Source organism: Streptomyces sp. NBC_00310, from assembly GCF_036208085.1.
Lineage (GTDB): Bacteria > Actinomycetota > Actinomycetes > Streptomycetales > Streptomycetaceae > Streptomyces.
The window spans coordinates 627,142-651,909 of sequence record NZ_CP130714.1 but is presented as its reverse complement, the minus strand read 5'-3'; the positions used below and the strand labels follow the sequence as shown (position 1 = coordinate 651,909).

22 protein-coding genes and 2 pseudogenes are annotated in these 24,768 nt (G+C 69.8%); 12 read left to right on the top strand and 12 right to left on the bottom strand.

What is annotated here, in order from left to right:
- Positions 1–116: 116 nt before the first annotated feature.
- From OG202_RS02740 to OG202_RS02730, 3 genes are all read right to left on the bottom strand, one after another.
- Positions 117–1,154 carry a PDR/VanB family oxidoreductase gene (locus tag OG202_RS02740; RefSeq protein ID WP_327731637.1) on the bottom strand — a complete coding sequence of 346 codons (1,038 nt, stop codon included), beginning with the start codon at positions 1,152–1,154 and terminating at the stop codon, positions 117–119.
- Positions 1,155–1,296: 142 nt separating this feature from the next.
- Positions 1,297–1,635, bottom strand: coding sequence for a hypothetical protein (locus OG202_RS02735; protein WP_327731638.1), 339 nt, complete (start codon positions 1,633–1,635; stop codon positions 1,297–1,299).
- Positions 1,632–2,381, bottom strand: a complete 750-nt coding sequence (locus OG202_RS02730) for a PIG-L deacetylase family protein (RefSeq protein WP_328222253.1) — start codon at positions 2,379–2,381, stop codon at positions 1,632–1,634. Before OG202_RS02730 ends, OG202_RS02735 begins: the two co-directional genes overlap by 4 nt.
- Positions 2,382–2,546: 165 nt before the next feature.
- Here OG202_RS02730 and OG202_RS02725 point away from each other — a divergent pair, with 165 nt between their 5' ends.
- The gene (locus tag OG202_RS02725; protein ID WP_327731643.1) at positions 2,547–2,699 is read left to right on the top strand and encodes a hypothetical protein; all 153 of its coding nucleotides are present in this window, start codon (positions 2,547–2,549) and stop codon (positions 2,697–2,699) included.
- A 210-nt stretch (positions 2,700–2,909) separates the two neighbouring features.
- Here the strand turns inward: OG202_RS02725 and OG202_RS02720 are convergent, their stop codons facing one another.
- Positions 2,910–4,550: an AMP-binding protein gene (locus OG202_RS02720; RefSeq protein WP_327731644.1), complete on the bottom strand. Its 1,641-nt coding sequence runs from the start codon at positions 4,548–4,550 to the stop codon at positions 2,910–2,912.
- Positions 4,551–4,922: 372 nt separating this feature from the next.
- Between OG202_RS02720 and OG202_RS02715 the strand changes: the two genes are divergently transcribed.
- From OG202_RS02715 to OG202_RS02705, 3 genes are all read left to right on the top strand, one after another.
- Positions 4,923–6,578 (top strand): sensor histidine kinase, encoded by a 1,656-nt coding sequence (locus OG202_RS02715; RefSeq protein ID WP_327731645.1) that lies wholly within the window; start codon positions 4,923–4,925, stop codon positions 6,576–6,578.
- Between the two features lie 17 nt (positions 6,579–6,595).
- A complete protein-coding gene (locus OG202_RS02710; RefSeq protein ID WP_327731646.1) occupies positions 6,596–7,213 on the top strand; it encodes a response regulator transcription factor in 618 nt (205 codons plus the stop codon).
- Between the two features lie 140 nt (positions 7,214–7,353).
- Positions 7,354–8,265, top strand: a complete 912-nt coding sequence (locus OG202_RS02705) for an SDR family NAD(P)-dependent oxidoreductase (RefSeq protein ID WP_327731647.1) — start codon at positions 7,354–7,356, stop codon at positions 8,263–8,265.
- 53 nt (positions 8,266–8,318) lie between these two features.
- Here the strand turns inward: OG202_RS02705 and OG202_RS02700 are convergent, their stop codons facing one another.
- Positions 8,319–9,110 carry an IclR family transcriptional regulator domain-containing protein gene (locus OG202_RS02700; protein WP_327731649.1) on the bottom strand — a complete coding sequence of 264 codons (792 nt, stop codon included), beginning with the start codon at positions 9,108–9,110 and terminating at the stop codon, positions 8,319–8,321.
- Between the two features lie 243 nt (positions 9,111–9,353).
- Here OG202_RS02700 and OG202_RS02695 point away from each other — a divergent pair, with 243 nt between their 5' ends.
- Positions 9,354–9,929, top strand: coding sequence for an aldehyde dehydrogenase family protein (locus tag OG202_RS02695; RefSeq protein WP_405892416.1), 576 nt, complete (start codon positions 9,354–9,356; stop codon positions 9,927–9,929).
- Here the strand turns inward: OG202_RS02695 and OG202_RS02690 are convergent.
- Entirely contained in the window at positions 9,899–10,843 is a 945-nt protein-coding gene (locus OG202_RS02690; RefSeq protein ID WP_327731650.1) for a superoxide dismutase, read from the bottom strand. The two genes, OG202_RS02695 and OG202_RS02690, sit on opposite strands and share 31 nt — an antisense overlap.
- Positions 10,844–11,212: 369 nt before the next feature.
- On the opposite strand from OG202_RS02690, the gene OG202_RS02685 reads away from it, so the two are divergent.
- Both OG202_RS02685 and OG202_RS02680 read left to right on the top strand, forming a co-directional pair.
- Positions 11,213–12,673: an aldehyde dehydrogenase family protein gene (locus tag OG202_RS02685; protein WP_327731652.1), complete on the top strand. Its 1,461-nt coding sequence runs from the start codon at positions 11,213–11,215 to the stop codon at positions 12,671–12,673.
- A gap of 539 nt (positions 12,674–13,212) precedes the next feature.
- The gene (locus OG202_RS02680) at positions 13,213–14,019 is read left to right on the top strand and encodes an SGNH/GDSL hydrolase family protein (protein ID WP_327731653.1); all 807 of its coding nucleotides are present in this window, start codon (positions 13,213–13,215) and stop codon (positions 14,017–14,019) included.
- A gap of 293 nt (positions 14,020–14,312) precedes the next feature.
- On the opposite strand, the gene OG202_RS02675 is transcribed toward OG202_RS02680, so the two are convergent.
- Positions 14,313–14,888 (bottom strand): PadR family transcriptional regulator, encoded by a 576-nt coding sequence (locus OG202_RS02675; protein ID WP_326585146.1) that lies wholly within the window; start codon positions 14,886–14,888, stop codon positions 14,313–14,315.
- Between the two features lie 126 nt (positions 14,889–15,014).
- Here OG202_RS02675 and OG202_RS02670 point away from each other — a divergent pair, with 126 nt between their 5' ends.
- Positions 15,015–15,407, top strand: a complete 393-nt coding sequence (locus OG202_RS02670; RefSeq protein WP_327731654.1) for a nuclear transport factor 2 family protein — start codon at positions 15,015–15,017, stop codon at positions 15,405–15,407.
- 488 nt (positions 15,408–15,895) lie between these two features.
- On the opposite strand, the gene OG202_RS02665 is transcribed toward OG202_RS02670, so the two are convergent.
- Positions 15,896–16,819 carry a helix-turn-helix transcriptional regulator gene (locus tag OG202_RS02665; protein ID WP_328222252.1) on the bottom strand — a complete coding sequence of 308 codons (924 nt, stop codon included), beginning with the start codon at positions 16,817–16,819 and terminating at the stop codon, positions 15,896–15,898.
- A 191-nt stretch (positions 16,820–17,010) separates the two neighbouring features.
- Entirely contained in the window at positions 17,011–17,928 is a 918-nt protein-coding gene (locus OG202_RS02660; RefSeq protein WP_327731657.1) for a helix-turn-helix transcriptional regulator, read from the bottom strand.
- 231 nt (positions 17,929–18,159) lie between these two features.
- Between OG202_RS02660 and OG202_RS02655 the strand changes: the two genes are divergently transcribed.
- The 4 genes and pseudogenes from OG202_RS02655 to OG202_RS02640 all read left to right on the top strand — a co-directional run.
- Positions 18,160–19,674, top strand: a complete 1,515-nt coding sequence (locus tag OG202_RS02655; RefSeq protein WP_327731658.1) for an MFS transporter — start codon at positions 18,160–18,162, stop codon at positions 19,672–19,674.
- A gap of 129 nt (positions 19,675–19,803) precedes the next feature.
- On the top strand, positions 19,804–20,847 hold the full coding sequence (locus OG202_RS02650; protein WP_327731660.1) for an aldo/keto reductase: 1,044 nt from the start codon (positions 19,804–19,806) through the stop codon (positions 20,845–20,847).
- 82 nt (positions 20,848–20,929) lie between these two features.
- Positions 20,930–21,841 (top strand): annotated as a pseudogene (locus OG202_RS02645) (FAD:protein FMN transferase); the annotation flags it as partial.
- A 73-nt stretch (positions 21,842–21,914) separates the two neighbouring features.
- Positions 21,915–22,082 (top strand): annotated as a pseudogene (locus OG202_RS02640) (metallophosphoesterase); the annotation flags it as partial.
- A 27-nt stretch (positions 22,083–22,109) separates the two neighbouring features.
- On the opposite strand, the gene OG202_RS02635 reads toward OG202_RS02640, so the two are convergent.
- The 3 genes from OG202_RS02635 to OG202_RS02625 all read right to left on the bottom strand — a co-directional run bounded on the left by OG202_RS02635 (position 22,110) and on the right by OG202_RS02625 (position 24,679).
- Complete coding sequence (locus tag OG202_RS02635; RefSeq protein WP_327731661.1) at positions 22,110–23,147, bottom strand: NAD(P)H-dependent amine dehydrogenase family protein; 1,038 nt, start codon at positions 23,145–23,147, stop codon at positions 22,110–22,112.
- 472 nt (positions 23,148–23,619) lie between these two features.
- Entirely contained in the window at positions 23,620–23,886 is a 267-nt protein-coding gene (locus OG202_RS02630; protein WP_327731662.1) for a hypothetical protein, read from the bottom strand.
- 40 nt (positions 23,887–23,926) lie between these two features.
- Positions 23,927–24,679 carry an NADPH-dependent F420 reductase gene (locus OG202_RS02625; protein ID WP_328222251.1) on the bottom strand — a complete coding sequence of 251 codons (753 nt, stop codon included), beginning with the start codon at positions 24,677–24,679 and terminating at the stop codon, positions 23,927–23,929.
- Positions 24,680–24,768 lie beyond the last annotated feature (89 nt).

Genomic DNA, 24,768 nt, shown 5'->3' with positions numbered 1-24,768 from the left:
GTCCTTTCTTCGGCGTCGGCCGTCCGGCTCGGGCGTGTGCCGGGTCGGTGACGGGTACTGAGGTGAGCCGGTCCGCTTGCGACCGACAGGGCGCTGTCCGGACCGAGCTGGGGGTGTCAGAGATCCAGGACGAGGCGTCCGCCGCGCGCCCGGGAGACGCAGATCAGCATCGTGTCGTTCGCGGCGCGCTCGTCCTCGGTGAGCAGTGAGTCGCGGTGGTCGACCTCGCCCTCCAGGACGGAGGTCTCGCACGAGCCGCAGATGCCTTCCTCGCACGAGGACAGGACAGGGACGCCCGCCTGCTCCACGGCCTTGAGGACCGACAGGCCGGGCGGCACGGTCACTGTGGTCCCGGACGCCCGCAGTTCCACCTCGATCGGCTGCTCGGCCGTGTCGTCGGCGGGCTGCCGGACGGCCGCCGCGGCGAACCGCTCGATGTTCAGCGCACCGGTCGGCCAGTCGGCGCAGTGCGCTTCGACCGCGTCGATGAGCCCTGCGGGGCCGCAGCAGTACACCAGGGTGGACGGGTCGGGATCACCGAGGAAGCCGGCGAGGTCGAGCAGTCCGTGCTTGTCCTGCGGCCGCACTGTCACGCGCTCGCCGTGGCCCTCCAGTTCGGGCAGGAACGCCATGGAGGAGGGTGTGCGGCCACCGTAGAGCAGGGACCACTCGGCCATGGCGGCATCGGCCTCGGCGATCATCGGGAGCAAGGGGGTGATGCCGATGCCGCCGCCGACGAACAGGTATCGGGTGGCGGGCCGCAGCGGGAAGTTGTTGCGCGGGCCGCGCACCCGAAGTTCGCCGCCCTCCTCGACGTGGTCGTGGATCCACTGCGATCCGCCGCGCCCGTCGGGCTCCCGGAGCACCGCGACACGCCAATGAGCCGTGTCTCCCACCGGGCCGCACAGCGAGTACTGCCGGGTGGCGCCCGTGGGCAGGACGACGTCGATGTGCGCGCCCGGCTGCCAGACCGGCAGCGGTTCGCCCGAGCTCGCCGCGAGCTCCAGCGACACGACGTCGTCCGCCACCGCCTGCCGGGTCAGCACCGTGACGGTGCCTTCGAACTCGGTGCCGCGCCGGGTCCCGGACGGCGTTCCGGCCGCGGCGGAACCGAGAGGGCGCGTGTCCGGGGCGGTGGCTGATGGGCTCGTCACGTTCGTCATCTCCTCGGTACGGTCGGCAGGGCGGGCCGCCCGGTGTCGGTGGCGGCACGATCGACGCTAGCCACCGCAGGATGCCCAGGTCATCGCTCGAATGACCGGACCGGGGCGGCGTATGGTCGTGGCCCGGACTACGTCATCCGTCGCGCGGGCCGGGCATGTCGTCGTCCCTGCCTGCCTGCGGGGCCTGGTCGAGGTGGATCCGCACCTGGCGGTCGTCCTCGTTCCAGAGGGCTTCCACGACGGCGTGCAGCCGTTCGACGTCGGTGCGCCACATCACCACGCCGTAACGGTCGTCGCGTGTGAGTGCGTCCTCGGGGACGGCCTCGGCCAACAGACTCCGGGGGGCGTACGTTCTGGCCGTTCCGTGCACCCTGTCGGTTTCGTCCGTGAACTGCACGTACAGGGACGTGTCGAGGAAGGGAACCCAGACGTGTGTGGCCTCGCGGGCACCCGTCGCGTTGTGCGCCGTCATGCCAGGACATCCGTCGTTTGCGGGTAGAGCCGCACGTACGCCTCACCCATGGTCCCGTGTGCGAGGCCGAGGTTGGGTCCGGCGTTGCGCTTCAGCTGAACGCCGCGCCGCTTGGCGAGGTCGGTGTAGTAGTCCCACATGTGCTGCTGTGCGGCCAGGCACTCCATGGCCTTGCGCTTCCTGTCGAAGACGGGGGTGATGTCCAGCAGGACGTTCGGCTTGAAGTCGCACTGCTCCGGCTGGTGCGGCTCGAAGAAGAACACCGGGGGAGCGCCGAGCGGTTCACCGGGCGCGTCGTAACCGACCGCCTGGGCGAGCACGCGTGCCTGGAGCGCCATGCGGGCGGCGGCCGGATGGTCGCCGTTGTAGGGGTCCGTAAGGGTGTGGGTGAGGACGACCGCGGGATCCACCTCCCGGTACACGCGCACGACGCGGTCCACCAACTCCTGGGTCTCCAGCAGCGGGTAGTCCCCGGCGTCCAGGAACTCGATCTCCGCACCCAGCGCGGCAGCGGCGTTCGTGGCCTCGGTGCGGCGGAGCGCCTTGATCTCGTCCAGGCGCAGGCCGTCCCGCCAGGCACGGGCGGACTCGCCGCGCTCGCCGAAGCTCAGGCACAGCACCTTCGCGCGCTGACCGCGTTCGGCGGCCAAGGCGATGGCGCCGCCGGCCCGCCAGACGAAGTCGCCCGCGTGCGCGCTGATCACCAGCAGCGTGCCTTCGGACGTAGTGGAGGTGTCGTGGCTCATCAGGACTCCTTGGGTCGAGTGGGGTGGGTGGGTGAGCAGAGGGAAAGGCACGTGGGCCCCGGATGTGGGCCGGAGACGGCCGGGATCGCTGTCGGCGTGCCGGGGCGGAGAGCTTGGATGTCGGCCGAACTCCCATGCCTTCGCACGGACTTGACCGATGTTGCGATGAAATGGATCAGCCAAGTTGATGTCACCCGGATCATCGCGGCGATCGTCACCGAGGACCCGGCGGCGGCCGAAGCCGCCGTGCGGGACCATGTGGCCGGTGTGGTGGAGACACTGCGGACGCTCGAAGCCCGCCAGGAACGCGCGAGCTGAGCCCGGCCGTGGCAGCAGACCACGGCGGACCCGCGGCACCCCCAGTGCCTTCCGCCTTCCGGGAGCGGGAACGAGGCCCTTCCGTCCATCGGCTCGGGACCGAAGCCGTACGCCTCCTGCGGACCGACGCTGCCGCTGGAACGCCGCGTGGACCGCCGTACGGGCCGCGCGGCGGCGTGATGGTCGGCCATGGCTGCTCGCACCCGACTGTCACACCCTGTCGCCCGCGTCGGACTCCTGGACGGTCTTCTTGGCCCAGGCGACTTCGAGCTTGCCGGTGGGGGTTCGGGGCAGGACGTCCGTCAGGACCACGGAGCGCGGCACCTTGTAGCCGGCGAGGCTCTGCCGAGCCCAGTCGCGCAGCTCCTCCCCGGTGACGGTCGTGTCCGCCCGGACAGCCACGACGGCGGCGACCCGCTCGCCCCAGGTCTCGTCAGGGACGCCGACGACGACACAGTCGGTCACACCGGGGTGGGAGAGCAGGGCATTCTCCACTTCCTGCGGGTGCACCTTCTCCCCGCCCGTGTTGATCACGCCCGAGCCGCGTCCGAGGAACCGGATCGCGCCGTCGGCCTCAAGACGGGCGAGATCACCGGGGATCGCGTACCGGACCCCGTCGATCGTGCGGAACGTCGTCGCGCTCTTCTCGGTGTCCTTGTAGTAACCGAGCGGCATGGGCCCGCAGTAGGCGAGCTTCCCGACGTCGTCACTGCCGGGTTCGACGAACCGGTCGTTGTCGCCGATCACCCTCGTCGCGGGCACGGGGAAGAATCGGGCGGGCAGGTCTCTGAGGGAGGAGGTGATCGCGAAGGCGAAAGGCCCCCCTTCGCTCGACGCGATGGCATCGATGACCGTGATCTCGGCTCGCTCGTGCAGTCGCCGCTTGAGTACGTCGCTGAGAGCCGTGCCGGAGCTGAGGACCCTGCGCACAGAGCGCAGAGCGTGCGGCATCCCCGCCTGCTCCGCCCGCACGAGCTCGTCGACGAGCGGTCGGCACACGGCATTGCCCGCGACGATGACCGTCGCGACCCGCTGCTCGGCGACCGTGCGCCAGACGTGCTCCGGGTCGAGCCCGCCCTGCCGCGCGGTGACCGCCCTGCCTCCCACCATCAAAGCGCCCATGGTGTTGAACAGTCCGGTGGCGTGCATCAGCGGCACGACGGGCATCGTGGTCGGCGCGCTGCCTTCGCGGTGTGCCTCGACCGCGATGGTCACAGCCTCGTCGAGCGTCGCCGGCAGCTCGGTGACACCGAGCGGATGGAAGATCGGGACCACCAGGGAGTGCAGCAGATCGCTCTGTCGCCACACCACGCCCTTCGGCTTGCCGGTGGTCCCGCCGGTGTACATGAAGAGCCGGTCGGATCCGGGGCGTGGCTGCGGCTTACGCGGTTCATGCTCCGCCAGCAGTTCTTCCAGCTCGGGTACGACAGGCCCGGCCGGGCCGTCGGCAGGCTCAGCGCCGTCCCTCACGAGCAGCTTCAGCGTGCTCACATGGTCGGCGGCATGCGTGACCCGGGCGGCCAGGGCGCCGCTGAAGACGACCACTGCCGCGTCGGCGTCGGTCAGGAGTTCGGAGAGCTCCTCGCCGGTGTAGCGGTAGTTGGCGTTCACCGGTACGGCACCGAGTTTGAATGCGGCGAAGACCGTCTCCAGGTAGGTGGCGCCGTTGTACAGGTAGCAGGCCACGGTGTCGCCCTCGCCGACCCCGGCCTCTTCCATCGCGGTGGCCAGCCGTGACGCCCGCTCGTCGAACTCACGGTAAGTGATCTCGCGCCCGGGCTCCGTGATGGCGACGGCGTGGGGCAGCGCATGGCACACCGCCTCCCAGATCGTGCCGATGGACACGTCCACGTCTCGGACCTCCTCGTCCTCGATGGCTCGCGCGGACCACATGATCGAGCAGGCCGCTCGTGCGGCCCCGCGGACCCTTTGGGGGGAGTAACGGTCCACGGGGCGCTCTTCCAACCTAGGCAGCCGCCCTCAGGAGGGGGAACGCGAGCATTGACTGAACCTGATCGGCGCTTCGTCCCGCCGATGAACAGGTCGAATGACGTAGGACCGCCCGGAATCCGCCAGGCTACGATGCTGTGACCGGCCCTGAGTCGGCTTCGTCCCCAGGCCGACCGACGCCTGCCGCGCAGGTACCCGGTTCCACGCCGCGTCCGCCTGGCAGAGCGGGCTTCCGGGCAGGTTCATCGTTCGTCGACCATGAGGAGATCGGTCATGTCCGCGTCGCCGCTCGTGGGGTGGGACGACATCGCCGCCGCCGCGCCGGACGGCCTCGCCGTTCTGGACTGCGTGGGCCGCTTCGTACGGCTGAACCCGGCGGCCGTCGCGCTGCTCGAGGCGGACTCGGAGGGTGAGCTGATCGGTGGGCCGTCCCCGTTCACGCCGGCGGAGGGGGTCGGCGCATGCCGGGCCGGGCTGCTGGAAGCTCGATCGGACGAGCAGGTGGCCCACTGGGAGCCCGCATCCGGACCCCGTCGCGAGTTTGCCTACCGGACCCGCAGTCTGCCGACCGACCCGAAGTTCACGGTGGTGTCGTTCCGCGACGTCACCGACGAATGGCATCGGCAGCGCAGGATCGCGGCGATCGCCCGGACGTCGATAGCGCTGGCTTCGGAAGGCTCGCTCGGCTCGACACTGGACGCCGTGGCCCAGCAGATCGTCCAGGCGGACGGCCTGGCCGGCGTGCAGATCCTCACCCTCGACAGCACCGGCCGAGAACTGAGGCTGATGGGTTCTGCAGGGCTGCGGCACTGGGACGGGTTCCTCGACCGTCTCCTGGAGTGTCGTGACCGGGGCGCCAGGCTGCGCATGCTGGACACCCTGAGGGAGCGCAAGCCGATCGTCGTGCCGCACCGATGGGCCCAGATCCTCGAGGACCCCGCCTGGGAACCGCTGCACGCGTACCTCGGGGAGCTGAACTGGGACTCTTTCGTCAGTGTGCCGCTGATGGCGCGCGGCCGTCCCGAAGGGGTGCTGAACGCCTACTTCGCCCCCGGCCAGGAGATCGGCAGCCGGACACTGGAGTTCCTCGCCGCCATGGCGGAACAGGCCGCCCTCGCCGTCGACCACGCCACGCTGCTCCAGACGGAGCGTGAGGGTGCCCGCCGCAACGAGCGTCAGCGCCTCGCCCGCGACCTGCACGACTCGATCGTCCAGCAGGTGTTCTCCATCGGCATGCAGGCCAACGCCGTGGGAGTGCTGGGTGCGCGGGGCGAAGCGGTTTCCGCGGTGGCGGTCCGGAACTTCGCGGACGAAGTCGGGTCCCTGTCGCGGACCGTCCTCGCCGATCTCCGGGCCATGGTGCATGAACTCCGTCCGTCCGACTCCCTACGGCTCGGGCTGGAGGACGCGGTGACCACGCTCGTCAAGAGCACCGAGAACCGGACGGGTCTCAGCATTCGGCTGGAGTGCGGGCAGGAAGTGGACGCGGTCGAACCCGAACTGGCCGAGGACATGTACCGGATCGTCGCCGAGGCCATCCACAACGTGGTCAAGCATGCGGAGGCCACCGCCGTCACCATCCGCCTCGGCATACGTGACCACACACTGACCGCCGTGATCCGCGATGACGGCTGCGGATTCGCGGACTCCGGCGGACGACGGGACGCGCCGGACAGCGAAGGGGGCCGAAGCACCGGTCCCCACCGGCACCACGGCTACGGACTGACGACCATGCGCGAAAGGGCGGAGCGATGGGGCGGCACCATGAGGATCAGATCCGGCGCGAGGAGCGGCACGACCGTACGGGTCGTCGTACCCCTTCCGGTACGAGTGCCCCAGGCGCCGCCCGCGGACTCGGAGCGCGGCCGGAACGCTCCGTCGGCAGTCCCGCTCACGGAGGCGGAGCACTCCGCCCGGTCCGGGTCCTGATCGTCGACGACCACGCCGTGGTACGCCGCGGAATCCGCGCCTACCTCGAGGTCCTGGACGACATGGAGGTGGCTGCGGAGGCCGCCGACGGCCAGGAGGCGCTCACCAGGCTGGACGCGATGGCCGTGCACCGGGAACTGCCGGACGTGGTGCTGATCGACCTGCTCATGCCCAGGATGGACGGGGCCACGGCGATCGGAGCGATCAAGCAGCGTCACCCCGGTGTCCGGGTCGTGGTGCTCACCAGCTTCGGCGAGATGGAACGCGTCCACGCGGCGCTCGCCCAGGGAGCCGCCGGCTACCTGCTCAAGGACGCCGATGCGGGTGAGGTGGTAGCCGCGATCCGCGCGGCCGCCCGGGGCGAGGTCTTCCTCGACCCCGCGGTGGCCAGGGGACTCACCCAGGAGATCGTTTCGCCACCGACCGGGCTCGCCTCGCTCACCGGCCGGGAACGCGATGTCCTCGTCCTGGTCGCCGAAGGACGGTCGAACCAGCAGATCGCCGACGAGTTGGTGATCAGCGAGCGCACCGCCCGCACCCACGTGAGCAACGTCCTGCGCAAACTCCGGCTCACCTCCCGGACCCAGGCCGCGCTGCTCGCGGTACGGCAAGGGCTGGTGCCCCCGAAGGGCTGACCGCTCCGCCGACCGCGACGGATGTCCCGGACCGGACGGGACAGAGGTCGGCCACAGGTGCCGTCATCAGCGGGATCCTCACGGGCCCCGGCGTTCCTACGCTCAGAAGGACGCCGTATCGACCAGCTCAGGAGGACATCATGCTCGACGGCAAAGCCGCCATTGTCACAGGTGCGGGCCGAGGCCTGGGACGTGCCTACGCCCGTGCCATGGCGGCGGCGGGTGCCTCCGTCGTCGTGAACGACCTGGACGCCGACGTGGCCAAGGAGACGGTCGACCTGATCACGGACGCGGGCGGAGCAGCTGTCGCGCACGTCGGGGCGGTCGGCGGTTCCGAGTTCGCCGACGGGCTGGTGCGGCGCGCGGTCGACGAGTTCGGCCGGCTCGATGTGATGGTCACCAACGCCGGTGCGCTGCGTGACAGGACCCTGCGCAACACCACCGACGACGACTTCGACGTCGTCGTCGACAGCCATCTGCGCGGTACGTTCACCTGCGGCCGCGCGGCGGCGGCCCACTTCCGGGAACAGGGCGAGGGCGGTCGGCTCATCCTGGTGGGATCGCCGGCGGGGCAGCGCGCCAGCTTCGGCCAGACCGCGTACTCGGCCTCCAAGGGCGCGATCGTCGCGATGGCACGCACCTGGGCGCTCGAACTCGCGAAGATCGATGTCACCGTCAACGCCATCGTGCCCACCGCGCTGACCCGCATGGTGGCGACCATGCCCCGGGTCGGTGACCTCGTGGCGAAGGTCGACGCGGGGGAGCCCGTTCCCGACGCCGTCCGGCGGCAGGGGCTGGGATCGCCGGACGACGTGGCACCGGTCATCGTGTATCTGGCGTCGAAGGAGTCGGCCCACATCACCGGACAGGCCATCGCGGCGGGGGGCGACCGGATCGCTCTGTGGACGCACCCCGGTGAGGTCGAGGAGCGGTTCCGGCAGGACGGCTGGACCGCCGGATCAGTCGCGGAACTCTTCTCCGGCACCTATGCGGACCGGCTTCAGGACTTCAGGCCCACGCCCCTCGATCTGGCGGCCTTCGAGGAGGCGTGACGCGCACGCGGCCCCTCGACGGCCCTCAGGTCCGTGCAGGGGGCAGTGGCTCCTCAGGCCTGCGGCACCGCGGCGACGCGGGCGAAATCCGCGCTGATGTCTCCCGCCGTCTGCAACAGCGGTGGCAGATGCTCCTCGACAAGTCGCTCGACCGATGTCTCGGCCGCGTGACAGTTGACATTGAGCGCCGCGATGACCTGGCCGGAGCCGTCACGCAGCGGGGCCGCGACCGACCGGATACCGGGCGCCAACTGCTGGTCCGTCAGCGCCCATCCCCGTGCTCGCACCTCGCGCAGGGCCGCGTCACGTTCGCCGAGGTCAGGCTGCCAGCACGGCGTCAGCCCCGAGCGGGAAGGCTCGGCGAGCACCTGCTTCAGCTCATCGGCCCGCAAGGCTGCCAGCAGTACCTTTCCCAGAGAGGTCTGCAGAGCCGGAAACCGTGTTCCGATCTGCACCGACAGGGTCACGAGCTTGGGGACAGCCACCCGGGCCACATAGATGATGTCCGATCCGTCCAGCTGAGCCACGGAGCACGACTCGCCGGTTCGCTCCACCAGGCGCTCCATATGGGGCCGCGCGATGTCCCACAGACCCATGGAGCGTACGTAGGCGACCCCGAGTTCGAGCACCCTGGGGGTCAGCGCGAACCCCGCCTCACACGAGCGGACATAGCCCAGTTCCTCCAGGGTCAGCAGAATCCTGCGGGCGGTCGGCCTGGCGAGCCCGGTGGCGCCGGCGACCTGAGCCAGTGACATCTGTGGCTGCCCGGGCGGAAACGCGGCAATGACCCCGAGCCCTCGGGCCAATGCCTCGATGAAATCCGGTCCTGTTCCCTGGCGTGGCACGCGACTCCTCGGCTGCGGTCGAGCTATGGATTCCCGCCGTCACCCTAACGCGTGTCCGCGCTGCGGACATGAGTTCAGGCGGGGCTTCCCAGCGAAGGGGTTGACACCGGAAGGGTCCGAAGTGACGCTGACCCAAAGCTGTCCGTCAGGTGGATGATTGTCCGACAGGCGTCATCGCCCCTTCCTTCCCGCGCTTCCTGGTAGCTCGTCCAGGGCGCTTCCCTGACCAGCGGCCAGGTCTGCATGGCGGTCAAACGGGTGTACGTCCATCGCTCCCGCTACGACGAACTCGTCGACGCGCTGACCTCCGCCCTCGACACTCATTGCGTGGGCGCGGGAACCGATCCCGCCTCGACCATGGGCCCGCTCAACAGCGCCGCCCAACGCGACACAGTCACCGCCATGCTGGCCGAGGCCGCCGACGCCGGAGCCGAGGTGCGTGAACGGGGCACCCTGGCCCCCGGCGCCGCCACCTCCGCGGGCCACTTCCTGCGTCCCGCACTCGTCCTCGACCCCGACCCCCGCTTGCGGATCGTCACCGAGCAGCAGTTCGGCCCCGCCCTGCCGATCCTGCCTTTCGACGACGTCGATTCCGTGGTGGACCGGGTCAACAACGACTCTCCTTCACCGAAGCGCACACCATCACGACGCACGGATAGAAACGGCGAGTGCGGCTGTACCCCGCCGGCCTTGAGCGGGCGGGGTACAGCCGCACTCCGGCCGTACGTCAGAGCAACGGACCCCGCCCGCTTCGAGCGGACGGGGTCCAGTCGTACTCCGGCCGTACGTCACACCAACGGCACGGACACCGCGTTGTAAGGGGTGTTCTCGTCCCGGTCCGGGGTGGTGAAGCGGGAGTTGGGCAGGTAGAGCCGACCCTTGTACGCGGCGGCCGTGGTGGGCAGGTCGAAGCGGTCGTCCCTGATCACCCCGATCGCGGTGCCCCTTGTGCCCGACCGGTTGAGCCGGATCACGTCCACCTGGTTGGGGTTGGGCTGGACCACGTAGAGAGTGCGGCCGATGAGCACCAGCCCGTCGCCGCTGGGCAGCGCCGTGTCACCCAGGTCCACCTTGCGGGCCACGCCGGTGCGGGGGTTGACGCGCATCAGTGATCCGCCGTCCGCGGCCGCGTTGGTGACGAGCAGGGCGCTGCCGTCGGGGGTGAGCGAGATGCCGTTGGACGTGAAACCGGACTGCACCCAGTCACCGCTCAGCGTGAGGCTCTCCGGGGCGCCGATGCGGCCCTGCCGGCCCAGGGGCAGCTTGAACAGCTGTGCGCTGAACGACTCGGTGAACCAGGCGGCGTCGCGGGTGAGCAGGACGTCGTTGACGAAACTGTTCTCGCCGGCGACCACGTGGTTGGCGCGCAGCGCACCACTGTGGGCGTCGACGACCCGCAGTTCACCACTGCTGCCGCCGGCCAGGAACAGCCGGCCCCAGGAGTCGACCTTCAGGCCGACCGTCATGCGTCCCAGGCCGCGGTGGACGACCTTGCCCTTGCCGTTCGTGAGGTTCACCCGGTACACGCCGCCGGTGGCGATCGATCCGAAGTAGGCGTACGGCGCGGAGCCGATCGCGACTCCCTCCGGCCCCCAGCCGTTGGGCAGCGAGAACTCCCCGGGCCAGGATCTGGCGGTGCCCGGGGCGGCCTGTGCCGTACCACCGATCAGGGCCGTCGCTCCCAGGGCGATGCCCGCGCCGAGAATCTGCCTGCGTGCGAGAGAACTTGTCATCGATCGTCCTTCCACGGAAAACAAGACGGGCCGTGCCGGTCCGGCTGGGCTCCTGGATCAATTCTTGAGAGTTCAAGTACATGTGCACAGCGACGAATGTCCTGACTCTCCTCGGCCCATCGGACGGAACGCTGCCGGGCCGGTGGGAGCACGGACCGCGAAGGCGTGCCACTCGACACCAGACCGACCTCGCAAGGCCGAACGTCGCGCACGAGATACGTCATTCGTCCTTACTTCCAGCGCTCGCCTCCCGGCTCTCTGTCCAGTGCCGTCACCGCTGGGCCATCATCCGAAAACCTGCCGGTCGCAGTGGCGCGACCGGCGTGAGTACGGTGATGGCTTCGCGCCGCACCGGGAAGGCGAGCGGGCATGAGCGTGCAGCGACCGCACATCGAACCGGGCAGGCTGTTCATCGGCGGAGAGTGGCGGGACGCGGAGTCCAAGGAACGGCGCGACGTCATCGACCCGTCCACCGGCAAAGTCGTCACCACGGTCGCGGACGCCGACGGGACCGATCTCGCCGCCGCGGTGGCCGCTGCCCGTGATGCGTTCGACGCGGGGCCGTGGCCCCGGACACCGGCCCGCGAGCGCGCCCGTGTGCTGCACCGGGTGGCCGATCTGGTGCGCGAACGGGCGGACGAGATCGCCGCCGTGGAGAGCCTCGACGTCGGCAAGCCCGTCTCGTTCAGCCGGGGGGTGGACGTGGAGACCGTGGCCGAGACGTACGAGTACTACTCGGCGCTGGCGCAGAGCCTCGACGGGGCCACGCGGCAGCTCCCCATACCCTCCCACGCCTACACCCGCAGGGAGCCCATCGGCGTGGTGGGAGCGATCACCCCGTTCAACTTCCCGTTGATCCTGAGCACGTCGAAGTTCGCCCCCGCCCTGGCGGCCGGCAACACCATCGTCCACAAACCGGCCGACGAGACCCCCCTCAGCGCGCTGCTGATGGCGGAGATCCTCGCCGATGCCGGCGTTCCCTCGGGAGTGGTGAACGTCGTCACCGGCAGCGGCCCCGTCCTGGGAGAGGCACTGGTGCGTCACCCAGGCGTCGACAAGATCGCCTTCACAGGGTCGACGAGGGTCGGCCGCCTGGCGGCGAGCACGGCCGGCGAACAACTCAAGCCCGTCACCATGGAGTTGGGCGGCAACGCGCCGCACATCGTCTTCGAGGATGCCGACGTCGGGAAAGCGATCGGCGCGATCATCAAGGCCTTCGTCTTCAACACCGGACAGTTCTGCATGGGCGGACCCCGGCTGCTGGTCCACCGGTCCCTGTACGACACCATGCTGGGCATCCTCGCCGACGCGGTTCCGGCGGTCCCCGTCGGCGACCCCTTCGACCCGGCCACCGTCGTCGGGCCGATGGCCGGCGAGCGGCACGTGGAGAACGTCGAGCGCTTCGTGAAAGCGGCCGTCGAGGACGGCGGCCGCATCGTCGTCGGCGGTGAGCGCTTGGAACTCGACGGCGGTTACTACTTCAAGCCCACCGTCATCGCCGGCCTGGACAACGACGCCCGCACCGTCCAGGAGGAGATCTTCGGCCCGGTACTGACGGTTCAGCCCTTCGACACAGAGGAAGAGGCGATCGCGCTGGCGAACAGCACGCCGTACGGACTCGCCGCCGGTCTGCAGACTTCCGACCTGGCGCGCGCCCATCGGGTCGCCGCGCGACTGGACGCCGGCATCGTCTGGGTCAACGACTGGGCCATGCTCGATCCCGCCGTGCCCTTCGGGGGCGTCAAGCAGTCCGGCTACGGACGCGAATCCGGCCCGGAGGCGCTGCAGGCGTACACGAGGACCAAGTCGGTCGTAATTTCCCTCGTCTGACCCCTCGTCTGACCCCTCGTCTGACCCCTCGACGGGGCCCGCTCCGAGCGCCCGGCCGCCGCCGGCGGGCCCTCCCGGCCGGATCGGCCGGGTGAACTCCGTCCCCGGCTCTTAAGAGCCGGAGGTGAGCCGGGGGCATGGCGGCCTGGCAGCAGGCGTTGTCGCCCGGGCCGTGGACGCCACCGTTGAAGGTGACCCGGTACGGGCGGTTCGGCGCGAAACGGCGGGCGGTGGTGAAGCCGACCGCGTCCTCGTTGTGCATGCCGTTGACGACCCGGGCGCTCAGGTGCCAGCGCAGACCGTGGTCGGTGCTCAGGTCTGAAGAGGGGATGGACGGTGAGGTCGGCGCGGGACCGAGGCGGTGGACCGAGGCGGTGGACCGCCCTCGACGGCCTCAGCACCTGCCTGAGCGGCGTCACTTTGCAGGAAGGTGAGCCCGTAGCTATCCTCATACTCAACAATGCGACTAGGTGCCTAGTTGTTTAGCGATGGCCGTGTGCCACTTCCATCAGCAGTGTTGACGAGAGGCGGTCGGCCCCGTGTCGAGCAGCGGGTATCTGCGCTATGTCGCCCTGGGCGACAGTCATACCGAGGGGCTCGGGGACGGCGACGATGTCCGTGGTCTTCGGGGCTGGGCGGACCGGCTCGCCGAGCAGGTCGCCCGCCACAGCCCCGGCCTGCTCTACGCCAACCTCGCGGTGCGCGGCCGTAAGGCCGGTCAGGTGCGCGCCGAGCAGCTGGCTCCGGCCCTCGCGATGCGGCCCGACCTCGCCACCGTGGTGGCTGGGGTCAACGATGCGTTGCGCCCGGGCTGCGACCTCGACGAGGTGGCCGGCCATGTTGAGGCGATGTTCGCCGCCCTCACCGCGCAGGGCGCCACCGTCGCGACCCTCATGTTTCCCGATGTCGGGCGTATCACGCCGTTGGCTCGCCCGATCGGTCACCGTGTTCTCGCACTCAACGCGCGCATCCGGGAGGCCGCCGACCGCCACGGCGTAGTAGTGGCGGAGACGGCCGCGCACGCGGCGGCGACCGATCCGCGGTTGTGGAGTGCTGACCGGCTGCACGCCGGCCCGCTGGGACACGCGCGCATCGCGGCTGCCGTGGCCCAGGCGCTCGGTCTGCCGGGCAGTGACGACAAGTGGACCCTTCCCCTTCCGGTCGAGGGGACAGACGTCTCTGTCTGGAGGACCGTGGGTGCCGAAGTGCGCTGGGCCGGCACCTTCCTCGGCCCTTGGGTCGGCCGCCGCCTGCGTGGCCGCTCCTCCGGCGACGGCCGCCAGGCCAAGCGGCCGGCGCTGCTTCCGGTGGCCGCGTCCGCTGGGGACATCTCCCCATCGGTGTGATGCTCTGGCTCGCGACGACGCCAGGCGGCTCCTCGTGCTGAACTGCTCTTCACCGGACGGGAGCTGGAATGAGTGACATCCATCCCTTCGCCTACTGCGCGCGAAGCGTCTGCGGATCGTCAACGACGTGGTCGTAGGCGTCGTGGCACTGCTGTTCACCGTGTTCTACGTCAGTCCAACATCGACCCGCCAGTCACCTCCACCCAAGATACCCACTCTGTTGACTACCTGTATGAGTGGGACCGCCGCCGTCAGCCGTCAGCCGTCAGCCGTCAGCCGTCAGCCGTCAGCCGTCAGCCGTCGGCCCGGAGCGCGGCCGTGCGCTGTTCGAGCCTGCGCAGCGCCATGTCCCCCCACTGGAGGTTCTCCCGCTCGAACGACATCCCGCGCAGCAGGGTGAGATACGGGCCGATGCGCTCGGCCTCGGCGAAGTACGCCTCCTCGGAGCGCCCGTCGAGCAGGCGCTGCCGGAGCCGCTCGTAGCGGGCCAGCTTGGCGGTGGCCCACTCCAAGCGCTCGGTGATGGCGGTCCGGACCGCTTCCATGTCGCCCGCGTCCAGGCACTGCACCTTGACAAGCAACTCGTCCCGGATCACCGCCGGTTTACCCAAGGGCTCGGCGGTGTAGGCGTGGACGGCCTTCTGCCCGGCCTCCGTCAAGGAGAACAGTCGCTTGTTGGGGCGGCGCTTCTGCTCGACGATACGGGCCGTGACGAGTCCTTCGGCCTCCATGCGATCCAGCTCCCGGTAGAGCTGCTGAGGCGTCGACATCCAGAAGTTGGCGACCGTCGCGTCGAACGCCTTCGCGAGGTCGTACCCGGACGCCTCGCCCTCCAACAGTGCGGCCATCACCGCGTTCCGCAAAGCCATGGATTGCACGCTAACAGATTAATCAACTAAGTGACTAATGATTACCGCTTTCCTGTGGACAAGCCCTAACGGGCCCTCTAATCTCCAACACACCTATTCACTTTTCTGAGTATCAAAGGTGGGCTCATGCATCCCTTCCGTAAGGCCGTCGAGAGCGGCGACCTGGACGCTGTGGCCGCTCTGCTGGCCGACGACGTCGTCTTCACCAGCCCCGTCACCTTCAAGCCGTACCCGGGCAAGGCGATCACCGCGGCGCTCCTGCGCGGCGTGCTCCGGGTCTTCGAGGACTTCACCTACATCCGTGAGATCGCCAATTCCGACGGCCGCGATCACGCCTTCGTCTTCACCGCCACCGTCGCCGGCAAGCAGCTCCAGGGATGCGACTTCCTGCACTTCGACGACGAAGGGAAGATCGACGAGTTCACGGTGATGGTGCGCCCGCTCTCCGCCGCCCAGGCGCTCGGCGAGGCCATGGGCGCCCAGTTCGAGCAGATCGCCCGAGAGGCCGCCGAACAGTAACCACGACGACGGCCTTCGACGCGGTGGTCATCGGCGCGGGGCAACGCCGGACTGACCGCCGCCACCCTCCAACGCTGGGACTGCGCACCCTCCTGGCGGAGCGCCACAACGTCCCCGGCGGCTGCGCCACCTCCTCAAAGCGCCTCTCGATTGGCACCGCCACTGCCCCGCCCATCAGCCCGGTGAACCATGCCGGTCGCAGCACCAGCTTCTCGCGGCGCAGGCCGGGTGTGCGGCGGTGGCCGACCTGGGGCAATCCGGCGGCTGGGCTGCCCGGGTGCGGCGGATGCGTAGGAACCGTCCCAGTGCGTCGCCGTCGCTGAGCTCGGGAGCCGTGACGCCTGTCTTCCCTGTCGCCACTGTTGTACGCCCGGAGGTTCGGTCGGGAACTGCCGCACGTGGGCCGGGGATCCCGGTTCGAGGAAGTACAGGATGTGCCGCTTCCCCCGCGAGCGACGACCGGATCCTGTTGCTTCATGTGTGCGTTGTCAGGAGGCAGACCCGCTGAGTGAGGCCGTCAGACCTGTCAGCAGCCACAGGGCTTTCCGGGACGTCGAGCCGGGCTCGGCGTGATGGACGACGAGGGTCTGGTCCGCGTCGCCGGGTAACCCCATGGCTTCGAAGGAGAGGGCGAGTTCGCCCACCACCGGGTGGCGTAGCCGCTGGACGCCGTGGCCCCTGCAGCGTACGTGGTGGCGGGCCCACAGCCGTCGGAAGTCGTTGCTCTTCTCCGCCAGTTCGCCAATCAGAGCGGCGAGTTCCGTATCCTCCGGGTGTGTGCCAGCGTCCACGCGCAGGATGCTGACGATGTCCAGCATCTTGGCTTCCAGGTCGGCGAAACGGTCGCGTGCCGCGGGGGAGAGGAACACCAGCCGGGACAGGTTGTGCTCCCGAGGTGGGAGCCGGGACCAATCCCCGAACACGGTGGTGGCGAGCCGGTTCCAGCCCAGGATGTCCAGGCGCCGGCCGCAGATGTAGGCGGGGACCCCGTCGAGCGCGTCCAGCAGCTGCTGGACGCCTGGCCGCAGCCTCTGGGGCAGGGCTTGCCGATTCCCGTGAAGTTCCGGCCGGGCAAGGCGAAACAGGTGCGCGTGCTCGTACCCACTCAGGCGCAGGGCGCGAGCGACGGAGTCGAGTACCTCGGCTGACATGGTGTCGCCGTGTCCCTGTTCCAGGCGGGTGTAGTACGCGAAGGACACCCCGGCCAGCTGCGCGAGCTCCTCGCGGCGCAGTCCCGGCACTCGGCGTCGCCCGGATGACGGCAACCCCACGTCCTCGGGTCCGAGACGGGCCCGGCGGGATCGGAGGAACTCCCGCAGTTCGGCGCGCCGGTCCAGTTCGGGCTCGAAACCTTCGCCGACGGGGTGGCGCGACGGCGGATGTGCGCTGGTGGGTGTGACGTCAGGAGGCATGTGATCCGTCTGGGGTCCGGGTCCGGGGCTGTCAGAAGTTCGTGGGCATGCGCGTGGCGTACGGCTGCTCCAGGGAGCGGATCTCGTCATCGGTAAGGACGATGTCGATGGCCGTGACAGTGTCGGTGAGGTGTCCGGCTCGGGTCGCACCGACAACGGGTGTCGTGACGACCGGGTTTTTCAGCCGTCCGTCACGCGTTCTCGATGGTTTGGCTGTCGGGCGAGAGCCTCGGCGTGTGCTCGGCCTCGGCCGCGGCCAAGTCGAGCAGAGTCAGCGCGTCGTGTTCGGGTGTTCCGGACTCGGCGTGGTACACGACCATGCACTGGTCCGGGGTGCCCAGCAGTTGCATGGTCTGGTAGCCCAAGGTGAGGTCCCCGACCTCGGGGTGGTGGAAGGTCTTGCGACCGTAGGTGTGGCCCTTGACGTCGTAGCGCTCCCACAGGCGCGCGAACTCGGGGCTTTTGAGCAGGAGTTCGCCGACGAGTTGCGTCAGGTCGGGTGCGTCCGGCTCCCTGCCGGCCAGGGCGCGCAGTCCGTTGACGCAGGTGCGGACCTGGATGTGCCAGTCGTCGAACAGGCCTCGGGCGGCGGGGTGCAGGAAGACGTAGCGGGCGATGTTGCGCTGCTTCGCCGGCCAGTCGTCCAGGCCGGCGAGCAGCCGCAGCCCGCCCGGGTTGTACGCCAGCACGTCGCCGGTACGGCTGAACACGTGCGCGGGGTAGGGGCGCAGACTCTCCAGCAGCAGCTTGACGCCGGGCCGCACGGTGCGGTTGGGCGCCGACGGCGGCTCGGGCGTCGACCGGGCCGCGAGAGCGGCGAGAGCGCGTAGGTGATCGCGCTCGTCTTCCTCCAACTTCAGCGCGCGGGCGAAGGCGTCGATCACGGACGGGCTGGGCCGGGTCTCCGTGCCGCGCTCCAGCCGCGCGTAGTAGTCGATGCTGACGCCGGCGAGAGTGGCCAGCTCCTCCCGGCGCAGTCCGGGAGTCCGGCGTCGCCCACCGCCGGCCACCAGGCCCACCTCTTCGGGCATCAGCCGGGCACGGCAGGCGCGCAGGAAGCGCCCCAGCTCCGTACCGCGGGTGCCGCCGCTGTGCTGCTCACGATCCATGTGTTCGAAGTGTGGGGATGTCAGGACCTGGGCGGAAGGCGCGTGGGGTGCCCTGCCACAGCACCGAACACGGCTCCAGGGCACAGCCCGGCCTGCCACATGTCGCCGCCGGCCCGCACGCTGGACGCGTGTGGAAGAGGGCCTTGCCCGCGCGGCCGGCAGCGTGGTCCCCGCTCTGAGGTGTCCGGCGCTTCCCTTCGTTCCATCCGTCACAGAAACCGAGCCGTTCCCATGTCTGCACGTCACACTCCCGCCGGTGCCCCGGCAGTCGATCCACGGCGCTGGAAAGCGCTGACAGTCATCGCCATAGCGCAGCTGATGGTCGTGCTGGACGCGACGGTCGTGAACATCGCACTGCCGCACGCCCAGGCGGACCTGAACATCTCCGACGGCGACCGGCAGTGGGTGATCACCGCCTACAGCCTCGCCTTCGGCGGTCTGCTGCTGTTGGGCGGACGGATCGGCGATCTGTGGGGCCGCAAGCGGGCCTTCGTCGTGGGCCTGGCCGGCTTCGCCCTGGCCTCCGCGCTGGGCGGCGCAGCCGTCAACCTCGGCATGCTTCTCGCCTCCCGCGCCCTCCAGGGCGTGTTCGGCGCCCTGCTCGCCCCGGCCGCTCTGTCCCTGCTCACCGTGGCGTTCACCGAGGCCAGGGAGCGCGCCAAGGCGTTCGGCATCTTCGGCGCCATCGCCGCGGCCGGCGGTGCGGTCGGCCTGCTCCTGGGCGGTGTGCTCACCGAGTACATCAACTGGCGCTGGTGCATGTACGTCAACATCGTCTTCGCCGTCGTGGCCGCGGCCGGTGCCACCTTCTACATCAACGACCGGGGGGACCAGCGCAACCGTGACCGGCTCGACGTCGTGGGCACCCTGCTGGCCACCGTCGGACTCGTCGCCCTGGTCTACGGCTTCGCCCGGGCGGAACAGGACGGCTGGGACTCCGGCCTCACCATGGGCATGTTCGTCGCCGCGGTCTTCCTGCTCGCCGCGTTCGCGCTGGTCGAGTCCCGGGTCAAGGCACCCCTCCTGCCGCTTCGTGTGATCACGGACCGCAACCGTGGGGGCGCCTACCTCTCCCTCGGGCTGGCCATGATCGGCATGTTCGGTCAGTTCCTGTTCCTGACCTACTTCCTGCAGCTGAACAAGGGTTACTCGCCGGTCCTGTGCGGGATCGCCTTCCTGCCCCTGGTCGTCTGCCTGGTGATCGGTTCCACTCAGATCGGCACCCGACTGGTCAACCGTGTCCCGGCCCGATTCCTGATGGGCCCCGGTTTCCTGCTGGCCGCCATCGGCATGCTGCTGCTGACCCGGCTGGAGGTGGACAGCTCCTTCGCCACCCACGTCCTGCCCTCCGAGATCCTGCTCGGCCTGGGCATGGGTACGGCCTCGATGCCGGGCATGAGCCTGGCCACCTCCCGCGTCCGGCCGCAGGACGCGGGCGTCGCCTCCGCGATGGTCAACGTCTCGCAGCAGGTCGGCGGTTCCATCGGCACCGCGCTGCTGAACACCATCGCCGCCAGTGCCACCAGCAGCTGGATCGCCGCACGCGCGTTCTCCGGTTCCGTCCCCGAGACGGCCGCCCAGCAGGCCGCCGTCCACGGCTACGCCGTGGCCTTCGGCTGGGGCACCGCCATCATGGCGCTGGCCGCGCTGATCGCCTTCGTCCTCGTCAACGGTGGCGGCCGCGGCAGGGCCGACTCCTCAGGTGAGGCCGCGGAGCAGGCCCAGGTTCCGGTCATCGCGCACTGACGGCCGGAGCACGACGGGCCCCCGGCACAGCGGGGGCCCGTTCCCCGGGGTTCGGACCGCTCCCATACAGCCACTTTCCCGTTCGCACGATCGCACTCCACTCCACTCCACTCCTAGGGAGAACGCACGATGGAATACCGCCGACTCGGCAACACGGGCACGGTGGTGTCGAACCTCGCGCTCGGCACCATGACGTTCGGTGACGAGACCTCGAAGGAGGAGGCGTTCGCCCAGATGGACGCCTTCCTGGAAGCGGGCGGAAACTTCTTCGACACCGCTGATCTCTATAACCGCGGCGTGACGGAGGAGATCATCGGCCGGTGGCTCGAGAGCCGTCCGAGCGAGGTCACCGACCGGGTGGTGCTCGCCACCAAGGGCCGGTTCCCGTTCACCGACGACGTCAACGACGTCGGCCTGTCCCGGCGCCATCTCTCCCGGGCGCTGGACGGCTCGCTGCGCCGACTGGGTGTGGACTGCGTCGACCTGTACCAGGTGCACGCCTGGGACCCGCTGACCCCGATCGAGGAAACCCTGTCGTTCTTCGACTCCGCCGTCCGGGCGGGCAAGATCCGCTACGCGGGCCTGTCGAACTTCACCGGTTGGCAGCTCCAGCTCGCGGTCTCCACCGCCCGCGCGAACGGCTGGCCGGTCCCGGTGACCTTGCAGGAGCAGTACAACCTCGCCGTCCGCGAGGTGGAGTGGGAGGTCCTACCGGCGGCGGCGCACAACGGCCTCGGCGTGCTCCCCTGGTCGCCCCTGGCGAGCGGCTTCCTGACGGGCAAGTACGCGCGCGGCGTCCAGCCAGGGCCCGACACCCGGGCCGGGGGAGACAACCCGCTGTACCAGTACACCTCGGCCAACTACGCCAACGCCGACCGGACCTGGGCCGCGGCCGACGCCGTCGTCCAGGTCGCTGAGAAGACCGGCGCCTCGCCCGCCCAGGTGGCGCTGAGCTGGGTCGCCGACCGGGACGAAGTCACCTCGGTCATCATCGGTGCCCGTGACATGAAGCAGCTGACCGACAACCTCGGCGCCGCCGACCTGCACCTGGACGTGGGCGCTGTGGCCTTCCTCGACAAGGCCAGCGATCCTGGCCCGGCGCCTTACCCCTACGGCCCGTTCGGCCTCGCGCAGAGCGCCCGGACCGTCAACGGCGGCGCTGAGCTGGACTGACGTCGTCCCAGGCAGGCCGGCAGGCCGGGGTGCCACCACCGTGCTGCCTCGATGGGGCGACGGGGCTCTCACCTCACTTCGGATGGCCGGCCGAGGCCACGCGCACCCGCAGCAGTCACCCACCGAACCGAGCGGAGCGGCAATCGTGCACCACATCACGCGCCACCCTGTCGAGGCCTCCGGGACGGCAGCCCCGGGCGGACCGGCAGCCGAGCACAGCCGGTTCACGTTCGACGCCATCGGCACCGACTGGCAGATCGACACCGACGAGCCGCTGAGCGGGAGCTTGCGCCACCGGCTCCTGGACCGCATCCAACAGTTCGACGCCACGTACTCGCGCTTCCGTCCCGACTCGCTCGTGTCCCGGATCGCGACCGCTTCGACAGGGGGCCGGTTCGAGTTCCCGGAGGACTCACTCACCCTGTTCGACCTCTATGACCGCCTCGTCACCGCGACCGGCGGTGCGGTTGACCCGTTTGTCGGCCGTGATCTCGAACTCCTCGGGTACGACGCCTCGTACTCCCTCATGCCGGTCCCGGACGCGGTCCGGGCCGAGGAGCGCGCCCGGGGCCGGGCGACCCGGGCGGCGGACATCGTAAGGGACGGCAGGACGCTGCTCACCCGGCGGCCGGTCGTGATCGACGTGGGAGCGGTGGGCGAGGGCTACCTCGTGGACATCGTCTCGGCGATCCTGCGGGAAGCCGGGATAGCCCGCTTCGTCGTCGACGCCGGTGGCGATCTGCGCCATGTGAGGGAACGCGCCATCCGAGTCGGCCTTGAGTATCCGTTCGACCCGCAGCTCGTGATCGGCGTGGCGAACGTGCGGGGCCGTGCGTTGTGCGCCTCCGGGGTCGGTGCCCGCACCTGGGGCGACGGGCTGCACCACCTGCTCGACGCGCGCACCGGTCGCCCCGCCCGGAAGGTGGTCGCCACCTGGGTCGCGGCCGACAGCGCCGCTCTCGCCGACGGACTGGCGACAGCGCTGTTCCTCACCGACGCGCGCCGACTCGCGCAGAGCTTCGACTTCGCCTACGTGCGGATGTATGCCAGCGGTCACGCGGAGATCTCCCGGCAACTTGCTCGCGGAGCTGGCCAACCCCACCGTCGCCGGACTCGAACGCCACGGCGACACCCAGCTGTACGTGAGCCGTGGCGCCGGTGCCTGGGGCCCACCCGTCAAGGTGGGCGCGCCGTCCGACATCACCGTCGTCGAACTCGCGTCGCCCCAGGCATAGTCGTGAAGCACGACCGCACGCGGGTGTTCAGGCCAGGTTCGCGACCATCCTCGGCAGGTCGAGGGTGGTCCTGATGCCGGGCTGCGCCTCGCAGACCAGGGGTACGGCGTTGACGACGATGTGGGCCGTGTAGCCGGGTGAGACCGCGGTGGAGTTCTCGGTGGCGACGCGGATGTCGATGGCGAGCGGGGCGTCGCCCTCGACGACGACGCGCCAGCCGCTGTCTCGCACCTCCCAGGCCGGTTCGAGGTCCCTGGTCACGTACCAGGTCGGCCGGATCACCATGAACGGCTTGCCGTCCCGCAGCCCGGTGACCTCGAACCGCCACGCGGCGACCGTGCCGGCCTCGATCGCCACCGAGCCGACTTTCACTGTCTTCGCCGCGACAGCCACTGACGCCGTCGTGGTGATGTCATCAAGAGGTGTTGAGTGCCCGTCGGCGAGTTGGCGCAGCGAGTTGCCGAATCCGTCCTTGAGGCGGGCGGTCAAGTAGGTGAGGTCCATCGCCGCGGGATCGCCGCCGAACATCTGGGAGAGCAGTTCCGGCGAGTCGCGCGTCGACATGTCGGCGAACTCCTCGATCGTCAGGCGATCGAGCCGACGCTGGAGGGCGGTCACCGCGAGAGGGAGAACTTCGGTGATCCAACCCGGGCTCGAACCCGTGGCGTAGAGCGACGCCCCACCGCGCCGGCACGCTGCCTCGATCTGTTGCTGCGCGTCAGGGGTGAGGTCGGACGCGGTGACGGACGTGACGATGTTGGCCCCCGACTCGAGGAGCCGGCACATATCGTCGATCTTGACGCCTTCAGGTGCCGGCATGTAGAGCACGCAGTTCGGTTCGGCGGCAAGGATGTCCTCGATATCCCCGGTGGCACGGACGCCGGTCGGCTCGGTGCCGCACAGCTCACCGGCATCGCGACCGACCTTCGCGTCGGAGTGCACATACACGCCGACCAGGTCGTACTGCGGGTGCTCCAGGACGCATCGAAGGGCTCGCGTCCCGATGTTGCCCGTTGCCCATTGCGCGACTCGGTAGCGGCTGTTGTGCGACTGCTGATCAGGCATCTTTCTCCCTGTGGTGAGTGGTGAGCGGTGAGTGGTGCGGCGGGCAGGCGGGAAAACGGAGGCCCAGGCGCGCTGTCCACCGGGGCCGAGCCTGTGCCCAGGGCTCGGGTGGCTTTGTCCGCCCTGACCATGGATCGGCCTCGACCGGTCAGACACGGCTTCCGTCAGTCGAGGTGGGCCAGCCGCCGCGCTGCGGGCGCGGCGCGGTCGTCGATCCACCGGGCCGACCGGCGAGCGGAACAGAAGCGATCACGGTTTCGATGCCGAGTTCGGCATGGTCGGCCATCGCCCTGGCGAAGCCGCCGATGTCGCTTCCCCGGAGTACATGGCCACTTTCGGATCTGTGTGTAGTCCCGGCCGACGTCGTCGAGGTGACGGCTCGGCACATCGAGCCTGTGCGACTTCGGCAGGGGTGGGGACGGTCAGGTTGCAGGCGTGCGCGTACTGGGCCACCGGCCTCAGGATCTTCTGCTCACCGCTTCCGCCGATCATGAGCCCCGAGTCGCACGGTGGAGGTGTGCGCGGCGAGGTAACCGAGCGTGGTGCAGCACTCCAGCATGGCGCTGTCGGCGCCGCCCATTACCTCCATCTGGAAGTAACGGTCCGTTGTGGACAGCCGGCCCACCCCCGCCGCCTCGGCGGCGGCCCCGACTGCGGCCGGCTCCGGCCCCAGCCCACCGTGTCTCGTCAGGTCGCCCGGAGGATCGTCGAATCCCACGATGTTGATGGCCAGTCGCATGTCAGCCTTCGGCCGCAGATCATGGCCCGCGTCTCCTGGTTCACTCCCGGGCGAGGGTCGCGCGGGCGTCGCCCGCTGAGCGTCGGACGGCGGTGTCGGTCAGTTCCCTCACCGTGGCGGCAGGCACCGGGACAACCGAGGCCTCGAAGAACCAGCGCCACTTCTCCTCGTCTGTCAGTCCCTCGGGCTGCGCCGGCAGGTACGGCTGGACGTAGACCGGGGTGCCCGGCTCGCTGCGCCAACTGTCGGCGAGGGTGCCGATGTCCACGGTGTCGTAGCCCAGCGAATCCAGCAGCTCGGCCACCTGCGCCTTGGCGGCCGTGTCGTCACCGGCGATGGGCAGGGCACTGCGGTCGTCGGCGTCGGTGGGCCGGGCTGAGGTGAACAGGCGCACGAAGTCGATGCTGTTGAACGCCTTGACCACCCGGGAGTCGGCCAGGTGCTGCTGCACCAGAGTGCTGGAGGTCAGCCCACCGGCGTCCAACTCGGCGATGTGGCCGATGCGATCGGGGTAGTAGTTCATGGTGTCGATGACGGTCTTCCCGGCCATGGCGGCGGCCGGAAGCTTGTCGTAGCTGCTCAGCGGGATGGTCGCCACCACCAGGTCGCCGGCCTGCGCGGCCTCGGCGGGGGTGGCCGCGCGCGCTTGCTCGCCGAGCTCGGCGACGAGTTCGGCGAGGGTCTCCGGGGCACGTGAGTTGCTCAGTACGACATTCAGGCTGGCGGCCACGGCCAGGCGAGCCAGCGCACTGCCGATGTTGCCGGCGCCGATGAGTCCGAGGGTCTTGGTCATGGGGTCACGTCTCCGGTCAGTTGACATAGGTGAACGGGAAGGGCGCATGGGGTTCGTGGAGGGAGCAGATGCGGCGGAGCCGCAGCACC

What these genes read in the sequence shown, in the direction of transcription:
- OG202_RS02735 (WP_327731638.1), bottom strand. Translation starts at nt 1,635, where the DNA reads ATGACGGCGCACAACGCGACGGGTGCCCGCGAGGCCACACACGTCTGG.
- OG202_RS02730 (WP_328222253.1), bottom strand. Translation starts at nt 2,381, where the DNA reads ATGAGCCACGACACCTCCACTACGTCCGAAGGCACGCTGCTGGTGATC.
- OG202_RS02725 (WP_327731643.1), top strand. Translation starts at nt 2,547, where the DNA reads ATGAAATGGATCAGCCAAGTTGATGTCACCCGGATCATCGCGGCGATC.
- OG202_RS02715 (WP_327731645.1), top strand. Translation starts at nt 4,923, where the DNA reads ATGTCCGCGTCGCCGCTCGTGGGGTGGGACGACATCGCCGCCGCCGCG.
- OG202_RS02705 (WP_327731647.1), top strand. Translation starts at nt 7,354, where the DNA reads ATGCTCGACGGCAAAGCCGCCATTGTCACAGGTGCGGGCCGAGGCCTG.
- OG202_RS02695 (WP_405892416.1), top strand. Translation starts at nt 9,354, where the DNA reads ATGGCGGTCAAACGGGTGTACGTCCATCGCTCCCGCTACGACGAACTC.
- OG202_RS02690 (WP_327731650.1), bottom strand. Translation starts at nt 10,843, where the DNA reads ATGACAAGTTCTCTCGCACGCAGGCAGATTCTCGGCGCGGGCATCGCC.
- OG202_RS02685 (WP_327731652.1), top strand. Translation starts at nt 11,213, where the DNA reads ATGAGCGTGCAGCGACCGCACATCGAACCGGGCAGGCTGTTCATCGGC.
- OG202_RS02675 (WP_326585146.1), bottom strand. Translation starts at nt 14,888, where the DNA reads ATGGCTTTGCGGAACGCGGTGATGGCCGCACTGTTGGAGGGCGAGGCG.
- OG202_RS02670 (WP_327731654.1), top strand. Translation starts at nt 15,015, where the DNA reads ATGCATCCCTTCCGTAAGGCCGTCGAGAGCGGCGACCTGGACGCTGTG.
- OG202_RS02665 (WP_328222252.1), bottom strand. Translation starts at nt 16,819, where the DNA reads ATGCCTCCTGACGTCACACCCACCAGCGCACATCCGCCGTCGCGCCAC.
- OG202_RS02660 (WP_327731657.1), bottom strand. Translation starts at nt 17,928, where the DNA reads ATGGATCGTGAGCAGCACAGCGGCGGCACCCGCGGTACGGAGCTGGGG.
- OG202_RS02655 (WP_327731658.1), top strand. Translation starts at nt 18,160, where the DNA reads ATGTCTGCACGTCACACTCCCGCCGGTGCCCCGGCAGTCGATCCACGG.
- OG202_RS02650 (WP_327731660.1), top strand. Translation starts at nt 19,804, where the DNA reads ATGGAATACCGCCGACTCGGCAACACGGGCACGGTGGTGTCGAACCTC.
- OG202_RS02635 (WP_327731661.1), bottom strand. Translation starts at nt 23,147, where the DNA reads ATGCCTGATCAGCAGTCGCACAACAGCCGCTACCGAGTCGCGCAATGG.
- OG202_RS02630 (WP_327731662.1), bottom strand. Translation starts at nt 23,886, where the DNA reads ATGCGACTGGCCATCAACATCGTGGGATTCGACGATCCTCCGGGCGAC.
- OG202_RS02625 (WP_328222251.1), bottom strand. Translation starts at nt 24,679, where the DNA reads ATGACCAAGACCCTCGGACTCATCGGCGCCGGCAACATCGGCAGTGCG.